This is a genomic window from uncultured Campylobacter sp., from assembly GCF_938045405.1.
Classification (GTDB): Bacteria; Campylobacterota; Campylobacteria; order Campylobacterales; family Campylobacteraceae; genus Campylobacter_B.
This window is the reverse complement of the sequence record NZ_CALIMW010000123.1, coordinates 1-14,839: the sequence shown is the minus strand read 5'-3', so window position 1 is coordinate 14,839 and position 14,839 is coordinate 1. Positions and strand designations below refer to the sequence as shown.

The window sequence follows — 14,839 nt, the reverse complement described above, 5'->3', positions numbered from 1 at the left end:
TACTTCAAATTTTGCTCATTCATCTGCGCTTCTTGTGAATATTTTTAAATTTAAGCCTCGCGAGCCGCTAAAATCTACGCTCCCGGTTCAAATTTAGCCTCTTTCGCACGCAAATTTAAACCGAGCCCAGGCGCAAATTCTACCTCGTAAGCTCCCTGCTATGCTCGATTAGATCCTCGATCTGCTCGCGTGGCACCGCATCAAGGCAGACGCTGATCCAGTGCTTTTTATTCATATGATAGGCTGCAAAAATTCCTTTTTCGTCACGCAAAATTGCCGCCAAATCGGGCGAAACTTTTAAATTTATCACGTCGCTTGAGCCAGGAAGTGCGCGACCAAGCTTTTCATTAACAAGCCCGCGCATCAAAAGCGCAAACCACTTGCGCTTCGCTCCTGCGTGACGGAAAACCGCAAAATTCGGATATCCATCCCACAGATACTCGCCATCCGCACCGTAGCGCTGCTTCATTAGTTTTAGGACGCTGCTGAAGTTCATTCTCGTTCCTTGATATCGATCTTTTCTTTGCGCAATCGCGCCAGCCACTCATCCAGCGTCTTTTCAAAGCCGATCCCCTTGCTTTCGTAAAATTTCGCAGCCTCGCTCATATAGGCCTGCTCGACCCAGCCGCCGAAGTCGTGAGGGTATTTGTAGTCTGCGATCTGCTTATCGGAGTTGATGAGATAGCGCGGCGTAGGCAGCGGAGCGGCGGAGCGGACGAACTTCAAAGCGGCGTTGATGCCCAAATACGCGGCGTTTGATTTGGGGCTGTGCGCCAGATAGATCGCGCATTGCCCCAAGATAATGCGAGCCTCGGGGTAGCCGATCTTGCTGACGGCAGTTAGCGTGCTAGTAGCGATATTTAGGGCGTTTGGATTGGCATTGCCGATGTCCTCGCTAGCTAGGATCACCATCCTGCGCGCGATAAAATCCGCGCTCTCGCCCGCATCTATCAGCCTCGCGACATAATACAGCGCGGCATCGGCGTCGCTTCCGCGCAGGCTTTTTATCATCGCGCTTGCTAGCTCGTAATGCACATCGTCGCTGCTAACGCCCACAGCCACGGCATTTGCACGCAGCGTACGAAGCGTATCCAGCGTAATGGCGCTGTCTGCCAAAAGCGCAAATTCGAGCAGGTTCAACATACTCCTTGCATCGCCGCTGCTGGAGTTTAGCAGGTATTTTCGCGCCTCCTCGTCCATCTCAAAGCCGATCTCGCCCTGTACCCGCGCCAAAAGCGCCTCCAAATCCTCATAGCTAAGCGGCTCAAACTCAAAGATCATCGAGCGCGAGCGGATGCCGCTGCTTAGCACGAACTGCGGATTTTCCGTCGTCGCGCCGATGATGATCGCAGCGTAGTTCTCCATCGGGATTAGCAGCACCTCCTGCTGCGTCTTGCTGAGGCGGTGGATCTCGTCGATGAAAATGAGCGGCTTGATGAGCGAGCCGGCGTGCGAGGATAGAATTTTACGGATATCCTCGACTTTCAGGCTCGTGGCGTCAAGCTCGTAAAAATCGTAGTTCAGCTCGCTTGCGATCACGCGCGCCATCGTCGTTTTGCCGCTGCCTGCGGCGCCGAAAAATATACTGTGCGGGATACTGCCTGCAGCGACGAATTTTTTAAAAACCGCTACGATCTTGCCCTGCCCCACGATCTGCTCTAAGTTTTTGGGGCGAAATTTCAAGCTCAAACTCATTTTGCAACCTTAAAAATTTTGCCCCGATGATAGCGTTTTTATGATTAAATTTTGAAATTCGGCTAAATTTAAAGAGCGGTTTGGGTTTTACATACGGCGAGGTTTTGAAATTTATACACGGCGCGGGCTTGAAATTTGCGGCGCGCAGGAGCTTTAAAATTTTAGACAGGATTTTAAAAATTTTATGCCGCGCGCGTGAGTTAGCGATATAAAATTTTGCTGAGTACAGATCGCGCAGATTTGGCGGACTAGGCGGCTTTAAATTTAATGCCCTGCGTTGCGCGGTCGCGCCGTCATACATAGCGCGCCCGCAATTAGCTTGGCGTGCAAGATGAAATTTTAAAATCTAGCCCTATTTTGGGGCTAAATTTTATCTCGCGACGGGCGATGGCCGCTAAATTAGCAAATCAATAAACGCAAAATCAGCAAAGCTAAAAATCGCGATGCTTGCATAAAATCATCGCGCAACCATCGCAACTATCGCCTCGCCCCCGCAGAAATGTATTAATTCTCGCGCCTACGTAACGCGAAAAATGTAAAATATAGTCGGGCAATCGTCGCAATAACCCGCGCGATCGCGCAAAACTCATCGCGCCAATTCCGGCGCCAGCGTAAAATTTAATCTCGAGAAGCTGCGCGCCCGCGTAAAATGCGTAAAATTACCGCGCTAACGCCGCACCCACGCAGAACCGCCGACTATTTGAAAAGCTCGGTAGAAAGATACCTCTCGCCGGTATCGCAGAGGATCGTAACGATCACTTTGCCCTTGTTCTCGGGCTTGGCAGCGATCTTCGCGGCAGCATAAACGTTCGCACCGCTTGAGATGCCCACGAGCAAGCCCTCTTTTTGTGCCAGCTGTCTAGCTGCCGCAAACGCATCGTCGTTCTCAACGCTCAAAAAGCCGTCGATGACGCTTCTATCAAGATTATCAGGGATAAAATTTGCGCCGATACCCTGAATCTTATGCCCGCCCGCACTGCCGCACGTAAGAAGCGGCGAGCTAGCAGGCTCCACGCCGTAGGCTTTTAGGTTTGGATTTTTAGATTTTAAAAATTTCGCCGTGCCGCTGAGCGTGCCGCCGGTACCAAATCCCGCGACTAAAATATCTACCTTACCGCCGCTTTGCTCCCAAATTTCAGGTCCAGTGCTTTGAAAATGCGCCTTTGGATTGCTCGGATTATCAAACTGGCTCGGAATGAAGCTATTTGGAGTGCTCGCAGCCAGCTCATTTGCCCTATCTACCGCGCCTTTCATTCCAAATTTCGGGTCGGTCAGCTCGATTTTAGCGCCGAATGCGGCTATGAGCTTTTGGCGCTCGATACTCATCGAGCTTGGCATCGTTAGGATGAGCTTCATACCGAGCTTCGCCGCGATCATCGCAAGCCCCACGCCCGTGTTTCCGCTGGTAGGCTCTATCAAAACGCTATTTTTATCGATTTTGCCCGAGCTTAGCGCGTCTTTTACGATCTGCCACGCGATGCGATCTTTGACCGAGTGGCTCGGATTTAAAAATTCCGCCTTGGCTAGGATGAGGGCATTTTTGCCAAACGTATTGATTCTGACTAACGGAGTATTGCCGATGAGCTCCGTAACATCGTTTGCTATTTTCATATTTTTCCTTTAAATGCTGAAATTTAAATACTGGACGCTTCGCGCCATCATCTCCTCGTAGCTGCTTAGAGGCTCGTTAAATATCTCTGCCAGCTTGACGTCAAATTTCTCAAAAAACGCCCGCAGTCCGGGATCACTCATCTGAATGCTAGTCATCCGCAGATCCTTTTCAAGAACGGTAAAAATTTCACCAAAAGTTATCTCACTAGCATCTCTGGCTAGGTGATAACCGCCGTTTTTACCTTTGATGCTACACACTAGCTTCTCGTTTCTAAGGGTATTTAGAATTTGCTCCAAATAATTCTTAGAAACTCCCGTACGCTCGGCGATCTCTTTTATACTTATCGGCGCTACTTCGCTAGCTTTGGCGATCTGCAAAATCGCAGCCAGCCCATAAACGCCCTTTGTGCTTAAAAGTGCCATTATTTCAGTGCCTCGCTAAGATCAGAAATCAAATCGTTCGCGTCCTCTATACCCACGCTTAGGCGGATTAAGCTCGCAGGCACGCCAGCGCGGTTTAGCTGCTCCTCGTTTAGCTGCGAATGCGTCGTGCTCGCAGGATGAGTGATGATCGACTTCGTATCGCCGATATTTGCTACGACGGAGAAAATTTTAACCTTACTAACCGCCTTTAGCGCTGTTTCTTCGCTATCTACGATGAAGCTCATCAGACTGCTTGCATAGCCGTTTTTAAATTTCGCTTTAATCGCGGTATTAAATGGCGAGCTTGCAAGCCCCGGATAATTGACCTGCTTTACCTTCGGATGATTTTGCAAAAATTCTGCTATCTTTAGCGCGTTTTGCGAGTGTTTTTGCATGCGAAGCGGCAGTGTTTCAAGCCCCTGGATGAGCTGAAACGCGTTAAACGGCGATAGCGTCGCACCAATATCGCGAAGCAGGGACAAGCGAATCCTAAGCATATAAATGTCGAAATTATCTACTAAATCTGCATAAACTAAGCCGTGGTAGCTCTCATCGGGCTCGTTGAAATGTGCGTAACGCGGATTGCCTTTGAGTTTGGAATTTAACTCCTTGCCCGAAACGATCGCACCTGCGATGCTAAGACCTTGTCCGCTTATGTATTTGCTAGCGCTGTGGATTACGACATCGGCGCCGTCATCAAGCGGATTGTAAAGCGCAGGGCTTGGGATCGTGTTATCCGCAATCGTTACTACGCCGTGCTTATTTGCGATTGTAGCGATTTTAGCGGTATTTGCAACCGAAATTTGAGGATTTGAAAGCGTCTCAAAAAAGATCGCTCTAGTCTTATCGTCGATTAAACCTTCCAAATTATCTGCCGTTTCGGAATCAAAAACCCTAGCCTCGATGCCGAAACGTTTGATCGTATGCGCCAAAAGCGTAGTTGCGCCACCGTAAATTTTCTCCGCGATGATGATATTTTCACCCGCTGCGGCTAAATTTGCCACCGCAAAAAATATTGCCGCCTGCCCACTAGAGACCGCGATTGCGGCTTTGCCATTTTCCAGCGCCGCAAGTCGCGCCTCAAAAACATCAGTAGTAGGATTTGTCAAACGCCCATAAATCGGCCCTAGATCACGCAGTGCGAAGCGATCAGCAGCCTTTTTGCTAGAACCGAAGTTAAACGCGGTGCTTTGATAAATGGGAACAGCCATCGTGCCGTAGCCGGCGACGGAGTCGTAACCAAAATGAGTTGCGAGGGTTTCTTTTTGCATTTTCGTCCTTTGTAAAAAATTTGACGAATAATAGCTAAATTTTAAAATAAAGTCAAGTATTTTTATATGATTTTAAAATACCTATAATACGGGATTTATAGAAAAAATATTATTAAAATATAGTTTTACAATATGCGTAATTTTGCCAAAATTTCGAATTTTGCTATAATGCGCGCTTTAATTAAGGAAAAATCATGCAAATCAAAGAAAAAGATGAGCGCGTTAAATATATCCGCGCATTAGAACGCTTCGTAAAATCCGCCGTAGCACTGCTAAAGCGCGAGGATTTCGATGCAGAGCTTTTTGCGAAGCGAATAGCTAAAAACTACGAAATTTTATCTAAAGCGGCCGCTACAAATCTCGATAGCCCCTACACCAAGGCGCTTGAGAGCTTTGCTAAAAACGTCCTTGATGCTAGCGAGGCAGGACAGATCGGCGATGCTGCGTTTAGATCGGCGCTACAGCATGAAGCAAACGCTTTGCAAAAGCTCAAAAACAATAAGAGTTACAAAAAAGACAAGCACAAAATCGATTTTTTAAAGGATTATTAGATGAAAACCGTGATTTTTGATATGGATGGCACGCTGCTTGACTCTTCGCGCGCGATCGAAATCAGCGTCAATAACACTCGCCGCGAGCTCTACGGACTAGCGCCGCTACAAAAGAATTTCATCGTCCACACCATCAACGATCCAAGCAAAAACGCCTTTTTGGAATTTTACGGCAAAACCGAAGCGAGCACCGAAGAGCTTGCTTTTTTCGAGAAGGAATTCGTAAGTAATTACCGCGATTTTGCCGTGCTTTACGAGGGTATCGAAGATCTTTTGCACTCGTGCAAAAAAGCAGGATTTTTTCTCGCAGTCGCCTCCAATGCGCCTTCCTATACCCTAAGCGCGATCTTAGAAAAAACGGGCGTGCGCAGGCTATTTGATCTGGTCGTAGGCGCGAACGAGCAGATGCCATCAAAGCCCAACCCTGCGATGCTGCTACACGTAATATCGCGCTCGCCGCACAAAAACGCGATTTTTTTAGGCGATAGCAAAAAGGATGAGTTGGCCGCGATCCGTGGCGCGGAATTCTTACAAAATTTAGAATTTCAAGGCGGCAATGACGGCGAGAGCTTAAATGCTAGCCGTGGCACTAATAAAAAGAATTTTAGCGCTAGCGAGGGCTTAAACTCTTGCGGCGAGAATCTTAATGCGGATGAAAAATTTCGCCCTAACGACACAGGTGCTGACGGGGCGGCAACGCTAAGTTTTAAAGGCGCCAGAATTGCCACAAAAGCAGAAGCGACAAAGGAGGCACAAGCTGCGGCGGCGCGATACTTTCAAGCAAATTTGGCAGATCTAAGAGGCGCAAAACTTGAGTATTTGCAGGTATGCTGGGGGTTTGGCGAGCCTAGCGAACTAAGCCGTAATGCCCTAAGCATCGCGCAAGCGCGCGAAATCATCGGCGGAATTTAAAGCAGCCTGGCTTTTGAGGCATAGCTAAATTAAAAGTAGTATTGTAGCAGGGTAAAATCACGCTTAGGCTCTTAAAACAGAGCAAATTCCATCCTCGCGCACAACGTAAGCGAAATTAAAATTTAAAAATAATCCTTGCGCAGAAAATTCCACTAGCACGAGAAACCGGGATTTCATCTGCGCGAGTGGAATTTAAAATTTTAAAAGTAGCTTTTATAGTGCGCGATTTCATCTGCGTGAAAAATGAAATTCTATCTGTAAAAAGGGGCGGGATTTTAAAATTTAAAGACGCCCTCTCGCGGATTAATTTAAAATTTACCTCAAAAATCAGGCTTAAAATTTAATGCCAAACGCGATTTTAGCATTCTACCGCGTCCATGAAATTTCAAATTCTCGCAAAGCGGCGGAATTTTAAAATTTTAAAAAGCCTGATCTGTGTTATACACACGATTAGATTTTGTGAGAATAGAATTTATCCGCCGTGCAGAAATCAAAATTTTACCGCACAAGCAAAGCTAAAATCCTCTCTACCTGCGCGAAATTCAAGAATTTTATCGCTCAAACAAAGCGAAATTCTGTCCGCTCACAAGAAATCTAAAATTTCACTCGCGCCAAAGAATTTTAAAATTTCCGCAAAAAAATAAAGCTGCTTATCTGTAAATTTAAAATTCCGCCTTCTGCAAAGCTTCGCGTTTAATCTGCCACGCGACCAAGATTAAATTTTTAAATTCCGCTCGCTCTGCCTATCTCGCAAACAAGTAAAATTTTAAAATTTATGAGATTCAAAGCCCAAAATCCCGCGCTTAAGCTTAAAATTTACCACACGCAAGCGCAAAATCTGTGCAATCGCTTCTGTTTAAAAACCCCGATAGTTTGCCGCGTCCTAACCTAAATTAAATTTTACATTTGCTATAATCGCGAAATTTTAAGGAAGGTAAATGGATATTTTTGAAGGCAGCCCAAGAGAGAAATTTTTTGAAATTTTATCCGCTGCAAGCCCTACTTTAGTGCAAAACGAAATCGAAGAAGCTCTAATCCGCCTAATCGCCTGTGAGCAGCTCTGCGAAGCGCGCGGCATTAGCGAGCGCGAGATCGAAAGCTTCATCGCACAGCAGGATCTACAAGACGAGCTAAACGACAAATTTTTGCAGATGAGCGGAAATATCCTAAGCAATAACGAATAATGCAAGATCAAATCGATTTAATTATGAAAAGCTTCATCGCAGACTGCGGATATGAGCCTGCTAGCGAGATGTTTGACAGGCTAAGCCCCGGCAAAAAACTGCGCTCCAAGCTGCTGCTAAACATCGCGCAAAAGGATGAAAAATCGCTGCGTCTGTGCGCGATCATCGAGCTCATTCAAGCCGCAAGCCTGCTGCACGACGACGTCATCGACGAAAGCTCGGTGCGCCGCGGCAAGCCCTCGATAAACGCCACCTACGGCTCCAAAAACGCCGTGATGCTGGGCGACATACTCTATTCCAAAGCGTATTTTGAGCTTAGCAAATTTGAAAGCCGCATCGCCGCCGCGCTTTCGGGCGCTGTCACGAAACTAGCCGTGGGCGAGCTGATGGACGTGAGCTTAAGCAATGATTTTAACGACGATGCGAGCAAATATCTGCAGATGATCTATCTAAAAACCTCCGCTTTGATCGAAGAAGTCGCGCGCTGCGGGGCGTTTCTGAAATTCGGCGGCGCAGAAAATCGTGGCGAAATTTCAGATATAAGCTGCGCAAAAAACGAGGACAGGAATCCGAAAGCCGCGAAAGATCATGATGAAATTTCAAGCGCGAGCGTAAAATTCGGCGAATACGGCAAAAACCTTGGGCTTGCCTTTCAGATCATCGACGATATTTTAGACGTCACGCAGAGCTCAGAAGCGCTGGGTAAGCCGAGCCTGAGCGATTTTGCGGAGGGCAAAACCACTCTGCCCTACATCTATTTATACGAAAATTTAGATGATGCGCAGCGGCAAAAGCTAAAATCGTTTTTTAAAAAGCAGCTGCGCGAGAGCGAAATTTCATGGATCAAAGCGAAGCTTAGCGAGCACGGCATCATCGAGCGCTGTATAAACGAAGCTCGCGCCTACGGGCAAAAGGCGCTTGAAGCCGTGGCAGAATTTAAAAACGACAAGCTGGAGCAAATTGTGCGAGATATGATAGATAGGGAGTTTTGATGGCGTATATGAGCGTGAGCTTCACCCACAAAAACACGGACATCACGGTGCGCGAGAAACTTTCGTTTTCAAACGACGTGCGCAAGAAAGAAATTTTGCGCCTTTTAGCTTCAAACTCCGCGATAGAGGAGTGTTTGGTGCTTAGCACCTGCAACCGAGTAGAAATTTTTACCGTCGTAAGCGACTTTGATGAAGCGCAAAAGTTCGTGCTTTTGGTACTTTCGCGCGTAAGCGGCGTAAGCTACGACGAGCTAGCCGAGCGTGCTGATATTTACGAAGATTACGGCGCGATACACCACCTTTTCGCCGTCGCAGCCTCTCTTGATAGCCTCGTAGTGGGCGAAACGCAGATCGTAGGCCAGCTCAAAGACGCCTATAAATTCGCGATGCAAAACGCTCGCGCCGGCGCGCAGATCGCAAGAGCGATAGATGAAGCGCTAAAGTGCGCGGCGCGCATCCGCAACCAAACCGAAATTTCAAAAAATCCGATCTCGGTCTCAAGCGTCGCCGTGGCGATGGCAAAGGATAGACTGGGCTCCTTGCAGGGCGCGGACGCCGTGGTAGTGGGCGCGGGAGAGATGAGCGAGCTAGCGTGCAAACACCTGCTAGCAAACGGCGCGAATATCACGATCTTGAACCGAAATTTAGCCGGTGCGCGAAGGCTAGCCGCCTCGCTACTTGGCGAGAATTCCTTGGATGCGAAAAATTGCGCGGATGAAAATCCCGGCGCAGGAAATAACTCAGACGGCTTAAATTCCGGAAATGTCACGAATTTCGCGGGCGAAAATCCCAAGGACGATAAAAATTCCACCGCCTGCGCGAATTCTGCCGCGCAGGCGCAATCCCGCATTAAAATCGATAGCCTTGATAATCTCAAAAAATATCTGAACGTAAATAGCCTATTTTTCAGCGCTACGGGCTCGCAAGAGCCGATCATTACCGATAGCTTGCTAGAACCCAAAAGCTTTAAGCGATATTTTTTCGATATAGCCGTGCCGCGCGACGTGGAGCTTAGCCAGAGCGAGGACGTCGAGGTTTACAGCGTCGATGATCTGGAGGAGATCGTAAAGAAAAATTTGCTGCTTCGCGAGGAGCAGGCGCAGATCGCTTACTCGATCGTAGCAAAATGCACAAATGAGTTTTTCAAATGGCTGAGGGCGGCGGCATCCACGCCGATCATCAAGGCTTTGCGCCAAAGCGCGAAGCAAGTAGCCGAGCTGGAGCTAGCCAAGGCGCTTAAAAAGGGCTATCTAAAGCACAGCGATGCGGAGGAGGCGCGCAAACTGATCCATCAGGTTTTTAAAGCGTTTCTGCACGCTCCGACGGTAAATTTAAAAAACCTTGGCGAAGCGGACGATGCCGACGGCACGGTAAATGCGCTGGTCGAAATTTTTGAACTGCAAGAAAACTACGAAAAATTTTTAAATCAAGAAAACGAGAAAAAGGACAGACAGAATGAAATTTAGCAAGCTTTTCGCTCCGAGCCTAAAAGAGGCCCCCAGAGACGCGGTACTACCTAGCCACGCGCTTTTGATCCGCGCGGGATTTATCGAGCAGCTAGGCAGCGGGCTTTATAATTTTTTGCCGCTAGGAAAGATAGTACTAGAGCGGATCTGCGCCGTCATTAGGCAGGAGATGGACGCTACGGGCGCGCAGGAGGTCTCTTTTAGCGTCGTGACGTCCGCGGATGCATGGAAAAAAAGCGGCCGCTACGCCAAATACGGCAAGGAGCTGTTGCGCTTCAAAGATCGCAAGGATAACGACTTCGTGCTAAGCCCTACCAATGAGGAAGCGGCGGTTTTGATGGTAGCGGATAAGATCACGAGCTACAAGCAGCTGCCGCTAAATATCTATCAGATCAATACGAAATTCCGCGACGAGGCGCGCCCTCGCTTCGGGCTTCTGCGCGGACGCGAGTTTACGATGAAGGACGCTTATAGCTTCCACGCAGACGCTGCGGATATGAAGCGCGAGTTTGAGGTGATGAGGCAGGCGTACTCGCGGATTTTTACGCGACTGGGGTTAAATTTTCGTGCGGTCGATGCGGATAGCGGCGCGATCGGCGGCAGCGGCAGTAAGGAGTTTATGGTGCTAGCGGATAACGGCGAGGACGATATCGTCGTGTGCAAGCGCTGCGACTACGCCGCAAATATCGAGGCTGCGCGCCGTGCTCCCAAAACCACGAACGCCGCCGCGCCCGAGACCGACGGCATGATGAAATTTAAAACCCCCGCGATGAAAACGATCGACGCGGTGGCGGAATTTTTCAAAGTGGATAAATTCTACACCATCAAAGCGGTGATCAAAAAAGCGCTATACGAGGATCGCAGCGAGATAGTAGCGTTTTTTATCCGCGGCTGCGACGAGCTGCAAGAGACCAAGGCGCAAAACGCCTGCGGTGCGCTGGAGCTAATTGATGCTAGCGAGGAGGAGATCGCGCGAGCGGGCTTTACGGCGGGCTTTTGCGGACCTTTCGGGCTCGACGAGGGAGCTAAATTTTACATCGATGCCGAGCTAAAAGGAGCGCGCGAGATGATCGCGGGCGCGAACGAGCCGGATTACCACTATGTGGGCGCTAGCGTGATAAATTTTAACGAATCGCGCTTTGCGGATCTTACCGCCGTGAGCGAAGGCGACGCGTGTCCGTGCTGCGGCGGCGAGCTTGGCATCACAAAAGGCATCGAGGTGGGCCATATCTTTCAGCTCGGCACGCGCTATTCAGAGCCGATGGGAGCGCGATTTTTGGACGCAAACGGCAAGGCTCGTGCGTTTTACATGGGCTGCTACGGCATCGGCGCAAGCCGCCTCATAGCCGTGGCGATTGAAAGCAGCCACGACGAGCGAGGCTGCGTGTGGCCGCGCGAGCTGGCGCCTTTCGAGCTTGAGATCATCATCTCAAATCACAAAGACGCCGCGGCGGTAGAATTTGCCGAGAAACTATACGAGCAGTGCCGCGAGCGCGGTATCCGCGTGCTGCTCGACGATCGCGCGGAGCGTTTCGGCGTGAAGATGAACGACTTCGAGCTGATGGGCTTTCCGTACGCGGTGCTCGTGGGCAAAGCCCTAGCAGAGGGAAGCGTCGAGTTCATCACTCGCGCAGGCCTAAAGCGGCAGAGCGTAAGCGCGGATGAAATTTTAAAACTTATCGAGAAAAAATTAGCCTAGAAAAATTAGTAAGCGCATGAAATTTAGCCCTAAATTTGGGCTAAATTTTGCCACCATATTTGAAAATTTGCGAGCCGCTTTTGCGGCTACGGCGGATTTATTTTGCTGGCTCTATCCTGATCTGCCCGTCTTTTGCGACCAAGCTCACATCGCCATCTATCACGCCTAGACGCACGATGCCCTCGTAATAGGGCTGATAGCCGTAGTAGATGACGAAGTTATTCCACGGAGCAAAGTACGAGATCTCGCCTTTTTTGCCATCGCATCCTTTTGGCTCGCCGCTTACGTCAAGCGGTTTTGGCAGTTTGGCGACCTTTTCGTGTCCGCCGTAGTCGCTTAAATTTAACGTTAGCGGTAGCTGTGCGGCAAAGCTTCTTGCAGCGATCGTGTCGTCTAAGACAGCAGTGACTTCGCCGTTAGAGCTTTTTAGAACTATCTTCAAATTTTGCATTTTCTCCCCAACCACTAAATTTAGCCCTGCAAAAAGCATAAAGACGGCTAAAATTTTTCTCATTTTTACCTTCCTTATCTCTCGAATTTACCCCTGCAAAGCGCAGGGGGCTTGTTTATTTCAAATTTGCTTTGAAAAATTCCTCAAATTTATCGTATGGGATCTTATTGTTTTTGTTGTCGTATAGATCTGTGTGCACAGCGCCGGGGACGATAACTAGCTCTTTATTTTTATTGCCAAGAGATTTAAAAGCGTCCTCGCTAAAGTATCTTGAGTGCGCTTTCTCGCCGGCTACGATAAGAGTCGGAGTTCTCATCTCGCTTGCGTAGGCAAGGATTGGCATATTTATAAATGAGATAGGATTTGTAACGATCCAGCCGCTCTCTCCGCTGTTTGAATTTACAGAGCGTTTGTGATATCCGCGCGGCGTACGGTAAAAGTCCGCATATTCAGCTATAAACTGCGGCGTGCTTGCGTCTATCTTTTTTGGATCAACGTTTATCGCACCAGTAAATGCCGGTTTGCCATTTTTAGCATCGACCCAGCGCTGCTCGGCTAGCTTCTTTTTATTTTCATATCTCTCATCCACGCCTATGCTATCGTTGTAGCCTTTTGCTGCCACTCGCGTTATATCATACATCGTGCTGGTTGCAACTGCCTTTATGCGAGGATCGCTAAGAGCCGCGTTTAGAGCAAAACCGCCAAAGCCGCAAATTCCTAAAATGCCGATACGCTCGCGATCTACATTGTCTTGAAGCCCTAGAAAATCAACCGCCGCGCTAAAATCCTCGGTATTTATCTCTGGGCTTGCTAAATTCCTCGGCACGCCGCCGCTCTCGCCTGTGTAGCTTGGATCAAAGGCAAGCGTGATAAAACCGCGCTCAGCTAGCGTTTGCGCATAAAGTCCGCTTGATTGTTCCTTTACCGCGCCAAAAGGTCCACTAACTGCGATCGCAGCTGCTTTACCTTTTAAATTTTTAGGCATATAAAGATCGCCTACTAGCTCCACGCCGTAACGATTTTTAAATTTGACTTTCTTGTGATCTACCTTATCGCTTTTTGCGAAAATTTTATCCCACTCGCTAACCATAGAGACCGCCTCTAGCGGTGATTTTGCCACGTTTGCACTTGCCATTGCATTGCCTCCTAAAATAAAACTTGACGCTATAAGCGCCGCTGCAAATTTCTTAAGATACATCTTTGTCCTTTCGGTTTTGATTTAGCTTTACAAGCTGTTTTGTAATGTGCATTCTAGCAGGATTTTAAATTTTGCGTTAGAACGATTCTCCAAATTTCATGCCTAATCCTGCAAAATTTTTAAAAAGGGGTGTAATCTCATAAAATTTAAGTGAGGAAGCAAGATGAGCGAGCTAAATTTACTAAAAGAGCAGACAAAAGAATTTTTACTAGATAGATACGGCGTAAACGGCCTTGTTCAAAGCGACATCGACTCGCTTGATTTTTACATCAGCGAAAAGACGCATGATTTTATCAATGTGATCTACAATCCATCTTTGTGCATTATCTTGCAAGGGGCAAAGTCGGTGGGTTTTGGCGATGAGATGAGCGGATACAATGAGCAAAGGTATCTGCTCACATCGACCTATATGCCTCTAAGGGTGAGCCTAACCGACGCCTCAAAAGAGAGGCCATATATCTCGCTTATCCTTAAATTTAGCATGGATGAAATTTATGAAGTGCTAAAAAACGTAAAGATCAGAGAAGAAAACATGCAAAAGAGCCAAAAGGGGGTAATTTTCGGCGATCTTACGGAGGAGATACTAGAGCCTGTTTTGCGCTTTATCTTGCTGCTTGAAAAGCCAAAAGAGAAGATCAAATTTCTATCGGATCTTGCTAAAAAAGAGATCCTTTATACCCTTGCAACAAGCGATAAAAGCGGCTATTTTTTAAATAAATTTGCTATGCAAGGCAGCGTTTCTAATAAAATTTTGCATGCCGTCGCAAAGATAAAAAACGAGTTTACGCAAAAGCTAAATATGAAAGAGGTCGCGCGCGCTTGCGATATGAGCGAGTCGTCGCTCTACCATAACTTCAAGGTCGTAACCTCGCTAAGCCCCATCGCTTTTCAAAAAAAGATCCGCCTTGAAGAGGCGAAAAACCTGCTAGCGACCAAAAATATCGGCGTAGCGCAGGCCGCCTTTGACGTAGGATACGAGAGCGCGTCACAGTTTAGCCGCGAATACGCAAGGATGTTTGGCATGCCGCCTAAAATTCACAGCGAAATTCTACGCTCCGGCGTGGCGTGAGTTTAAATTTAGATCAAATTTAACGGCACAAAGGGCAGGGTAAAATTTCTACTGTCTAGCTTATAAATTTGCGCTAAAGTCTGCTTAAATTTAGCCGAAAACCCTTTTTAGATGCGCTTCGTAATCTCTCGTAAAACGCTCTACGTCGGGGTTCTTAATGACGTCGTTGCACATAAAAGTAGGTAGCCTTTTCGTGCCTAAAAACTCGTTGGCTTTATGAAAATGCAAATAAACGCCGTCTACGCCCGCACCCTCGAAAAAATCCCCCGGCTTGTCAAACGCCTGAAGCGGCGCATTCCACGTGACGCTTAGCATAT

Annotated in this window: 16 protein-coding genes and 1 pseudogene; 9 read left to right on the top strand and 8 right to left on the bottom strand. The window is 47.9% G+C overall.

Going from position 1 to position 14,839, the window contains the following annotated elements; translation table 11 throughout:
* Positions 1-139: 139 nt before the first annotated feature.
* Both Q0140_RS04630 and Q0140_RS04625 read right to left on the bottom strand, forming a co-directional pair.
* The gene (locus Q0140_RS04630; protein WP_297962350.1) at positions 140-496 is read right to left on the bottom strand and encodes an MmcQ/YjbR family DNA-binding protein; all 357 of its coding nucleotides are present in this window, start codon (positions 494-496) and stop codon (positions 140-142) included.
* On the bottom strand, positions 493-1,695 hold the full coding sequence (locus Q0140_RS04625; protein ID WP_297962348.1) for a replication-associated recombination protein A: 1,203 nt from the start codon (positions 1,693-1,695) through the stop codon (positions 493-495). Before Q0140_RS04625 ends, Q0140_RS04630 begins: the two co-directional genes overlap by 4 nt.
* 80 nt (positions 1,696-1,775) lie before the next feature.
* Between Q0140_RS04625 and Q0140_RS04620 the strand changes: the two genes are divergently transcribed.
* Positions 1,776-1,907: a hypothetical protein gene (locus Q0140_RS04620; protein ID WP_297962346.1), complete on the top strand. Its 132-nt coding sequence runs from the start codon at positions 1,776-1,778 to the stop codon at positions 1,905-1,907.
* Between the two features lie 484 nt (positions 1,908-2,391).
* Here the strand turns inward: Q0140_RS04620 and cysK are convergent, their stop codons facing one another.
* The 3 genes from cysK to Q0140_RS04605 are packed head-to-tail and all read right to left on the bottom strand — an operon-like array spanning position 2,392 to position 5,000.
* Positions 2,392-3,306: a cysteine synthase A gene (gene cysK, locus Q0140_RS04615; RefSeq protein ID WP_297962344.1), complete on the bottom strand. Its 915-nt coding sequence runs from the start codon at positions 3,304-3,306 to the stop codon at positions 2,392-2,394.
* 9 nt (positions 3,307-3,315) lie between these two features.
* Positions 3,316-3,729 carry an Rrf2 family transcriptional regulator gene (locus tag Q0140_RS04610; protein ID WP_297962342.1) on the bottom strand — a complete coding sequence of 138 codons (414 nt, stop codon included), beginning with the start codon at positions 3,727-3,729 and terminating at the stop codon, positions 3,316-3,318.
* Positions 3,729-5,000 (bottom strand): aminotransferase class I/II-fold pyridoxal phosphate-dependent enzyme, encoded by a 1,272-nt coding sequence (locus Q0140_RS04605; RefSeq protein WP_297962340.1) that lies wholly within the window; start codon positions 4,998-5,000, stop codon positions 3,729-3,731. Before Q0140_RS04605 ends, Q0140_RS04610 begins: the two co-directional genes overlap by 1 nt.
* Before the next feature lie 191 nt (positions 5,001-5,191).
* On the opposite strand from Q0140_RS04605, the gene Q0140_RS04600 reads away from it, so the two are divergent.
* From Q0140_RS04600 to Q0140_RS04570, 7 genes are all read left to right on the top strand, one after another.
* The gene (locus tag Q0140_RS04600; RefSeq protein WP_297962354.1) at positions 5,192-5,551 is read left to right on the top strand and encodes a hypothetical protein; all 360 of its coding nucleotides are present in this window, start codon (positions 5,192-5,194) and stop codon (positions 5,549-5,551) included.
* A complete protein-coding gene (locus Q0140_RS04595) occupies positions 5,552-6,463 on the top strand; it encodes an HAD family hydrolase (protein ID WP_297962338.1) in 912 nt (303 codons plus the stop codon).
* Positions 6,464-6,840: 377 nt separating this feature from the next.
* The gene (locus Q0140_RS04590; RefSeq protein WP_297962336.1) at positions 6,841-7,107 is read left to right on the top strand and encodes a hypothetical protein; all 267 of its coding nucleotides are present in this window, start codon (positions 6,841-6,843) and stop codon (positions 7,105-7,107) included.
* 294 nt (positions 7,108-7,401) lie between these two features.
* A complete protein-coding gene (locus tag Q0140_RS04585; RefSeq protein ID WP_297962334.1) occupies positions 7,402-7,647 on the top strand; it encodes a DUF2018 family protein in 246 nt (81 codons plus the stop codon).
* Positions 7,647-8,639 (top strand): polyprenyl synthetase family protein, encoded by a 993-nt coding sequence (locus tag Q0140_RS04580; protein WP_297962332.1) that lies wholly within the window; start codon positions 7,647-7,649, stop codon positions 8,637-8,639. Before Q0140_RS04585 ends, Q0140_RS04580 begins: the two co-directional genes overlap by 1 nt.
* Positions 8,639-10,105, top strand: coding sequence for a glutamyl-tRNA reductase (hemA, locus tag Q0140_RS04575; protein ID WP_297962330.1), 1,467 nt, complete (start codon positions 8,639-8,641; stop codon positions 10,103-10,105). The genes Q0140_RS04580 and hemA overlap by 1 nt, the downstream gene beginning before the upstream one ends.
* Positions 10,095-11,804 carry a proline--tRNA ligase gene (locus tag Q0140_RS04570; RefSeq protein ID WP_297962327.1) on the top strand — a complete coding sequence of 570 codons (1,710 nt, stop codon included), beginning with the start codon at positions 10,095-10,097 and terminating at the stop codon, positions 11,802-11,804. Before hemA ends, Q0140_RS04570 begins: the two co-directional genes overlap by 11 nt.
* Positions 11,805-11,901: 97 nt before the next feature.
* Here Q0140_RS04570 and Q0140_RS04565 read toward each other — a convergent pair whose 3' ends face one another.
* Both Q0140_RS04565 and Q0140_RS04560 read right to left on the bottom strand, forming a co-directional pair.
* Positions 11,902-12,318: a cyclophilin-like fold protein gene (locus tag Q0140_RS04565; protein WP_297962325.1), complete on the bottom strand. Its 417-nt coding sequence runs from the start codon at positions 12,316-12,318 to the stop codon at positions 11,902-11,904.
* A 52-nt stretch (positions 12,319-12,370) separates the two neighbouring features.
* A complete protein-coding gene (locus tag Q0140_RS04560) occupies positions 12,371-13,390 on the bottom strand; it encodes an alpha/beta hydrolase (protein ID WP_297962352.1) in 1,020 nt (339 codons plus the stop codon).
* Between the two features lie 226 nt (positions 13,391-13,616).
* Here Q0140_RS04560 and Q0140_RS04555 point away from each other — a divergent pair, with 226 nt between their 5' ends.
* Positions 13,617-14,522, top strand: a complete 906-nt coding sequence (locus Q0140_RS04555; protein WP_297962323.1) for an AraC family transcriptional regulator — start codon at positions 13,617-13,619, stop codon at positions 14,520-14,522.
* A gap of 90 nt (positions 14,523-14,612) precedes the next feature.
* Here Q0140_RS04555 and Q0140_RS04550 read toward each other — a convergent pair.
* Positions 14,613-14,839: pseudogene (locus Q0140_RS04550) on the bottom strand (NAD(P)H-dependent oxidoreductase); the annotation flags it as partial.

Excerpts from the sequence above, each read along its gene's own strand:
- Q0140_RS04555 (WP_297962323.1), top strand. The coding sequence starts at position 13,617 with ATGAGCGAGCTAAATTTACTAAAAGAGCAGACAAAAGAATTTTTACTA.
- hemA (WP_297962330.1), top strand. The coding sequence starts at position 8,639 with ATGGCGTATATGAGCGTGAGCTTCACCCACAAAAACACGGACATCACG.
- Q0140_RS04625 (WP_297962348.1), bottom strand. The coding sequence starts at position 1,695 with ATGAGTTTGAGCTTGAAATTTCGCCCCAAAAACTTAGAGCAGATCGTG.
- Q0140_RS04590 (WP_297962336.1), top strand. The coding sequence starts at position 6,841 with ATGAAATTTCAAATTCTCGCAAAGCGGCGGAATTTTAAAATTTTAAAA.
- Q0140_RS04570 (WP_297962327.1), top strand. The coding sequence starts at position 10,095 with ATGAAATTTAGCAAGCTTTTCGCTCCGAGCCTAAAAGAGGCCCCCAGA.
- cysK (WP_297962344.1), bottom strand. The coding sequence starts at position 3,306 with ATGAAAATAGCAAACGATGTTACGGAGCTCATCGGCAATACTCCGTTA.
- Q0140_RS04560 (WP_297962352.1), bottom strand. The coding sequence starts at position 13,390 with ATGGCAAGTGCAAACGTGGCAAAATCACCGCTAGAGGCGGTCTCTATG.
- Q0140_RS04565 (WP_297962325.1), bottom strand. The coding sequence starts at position 12,318 with ATGAGAAAAATTTTAGCCGTCTTTATGCTTTTTGCAGGGCTAAATTTA.
- Q0140_RS04630 (WP_297962350.1), bottom strand. The coding sequence starts at position 496 with ATGAACTTCAGCAGCGTCCTAAAACTAATGAAGCAGCGCTACGGTGCG.
- Q0140_RS04610 (WP_297962342.1), bottom strand. The coding sequence starts at position 3,729 with ATGGCACTTTTAAGCACAAAGGGCGTTTATGGGCTGGCTGCGATTTTG.
- Q0140_RS04585 (WP_297962334.1), top strand. The coding sequence starts at position 7,402 with ATGGATATTTTTGAAGGCAGCCCAAGAGAGAAATTTTTTGAAATTTTA.
- Q0140_RS04605 (WP_297962340.1), bottom strand. The coding sequence starts at position 5,000 with ATGCAAAAAGAAACCCTCGCAACTCATTTTGGTTACGACTCCGTCGCC.
- Q0140_RS04595 (WP_297962338.1), top strand. The coding sequence starts at position 5,552 with ATGAAAACCGTGATTTTTGATATGGATGGCACGCTGCTTGACTCTTCG.
- Q0140_RS04580 (WP_297962332.1), top strand. The coding sequence starts at position 7,647 with ATGCAAGATCAAATCGATTTAATTATGAAAAGCTTCATCGCAGACTGC.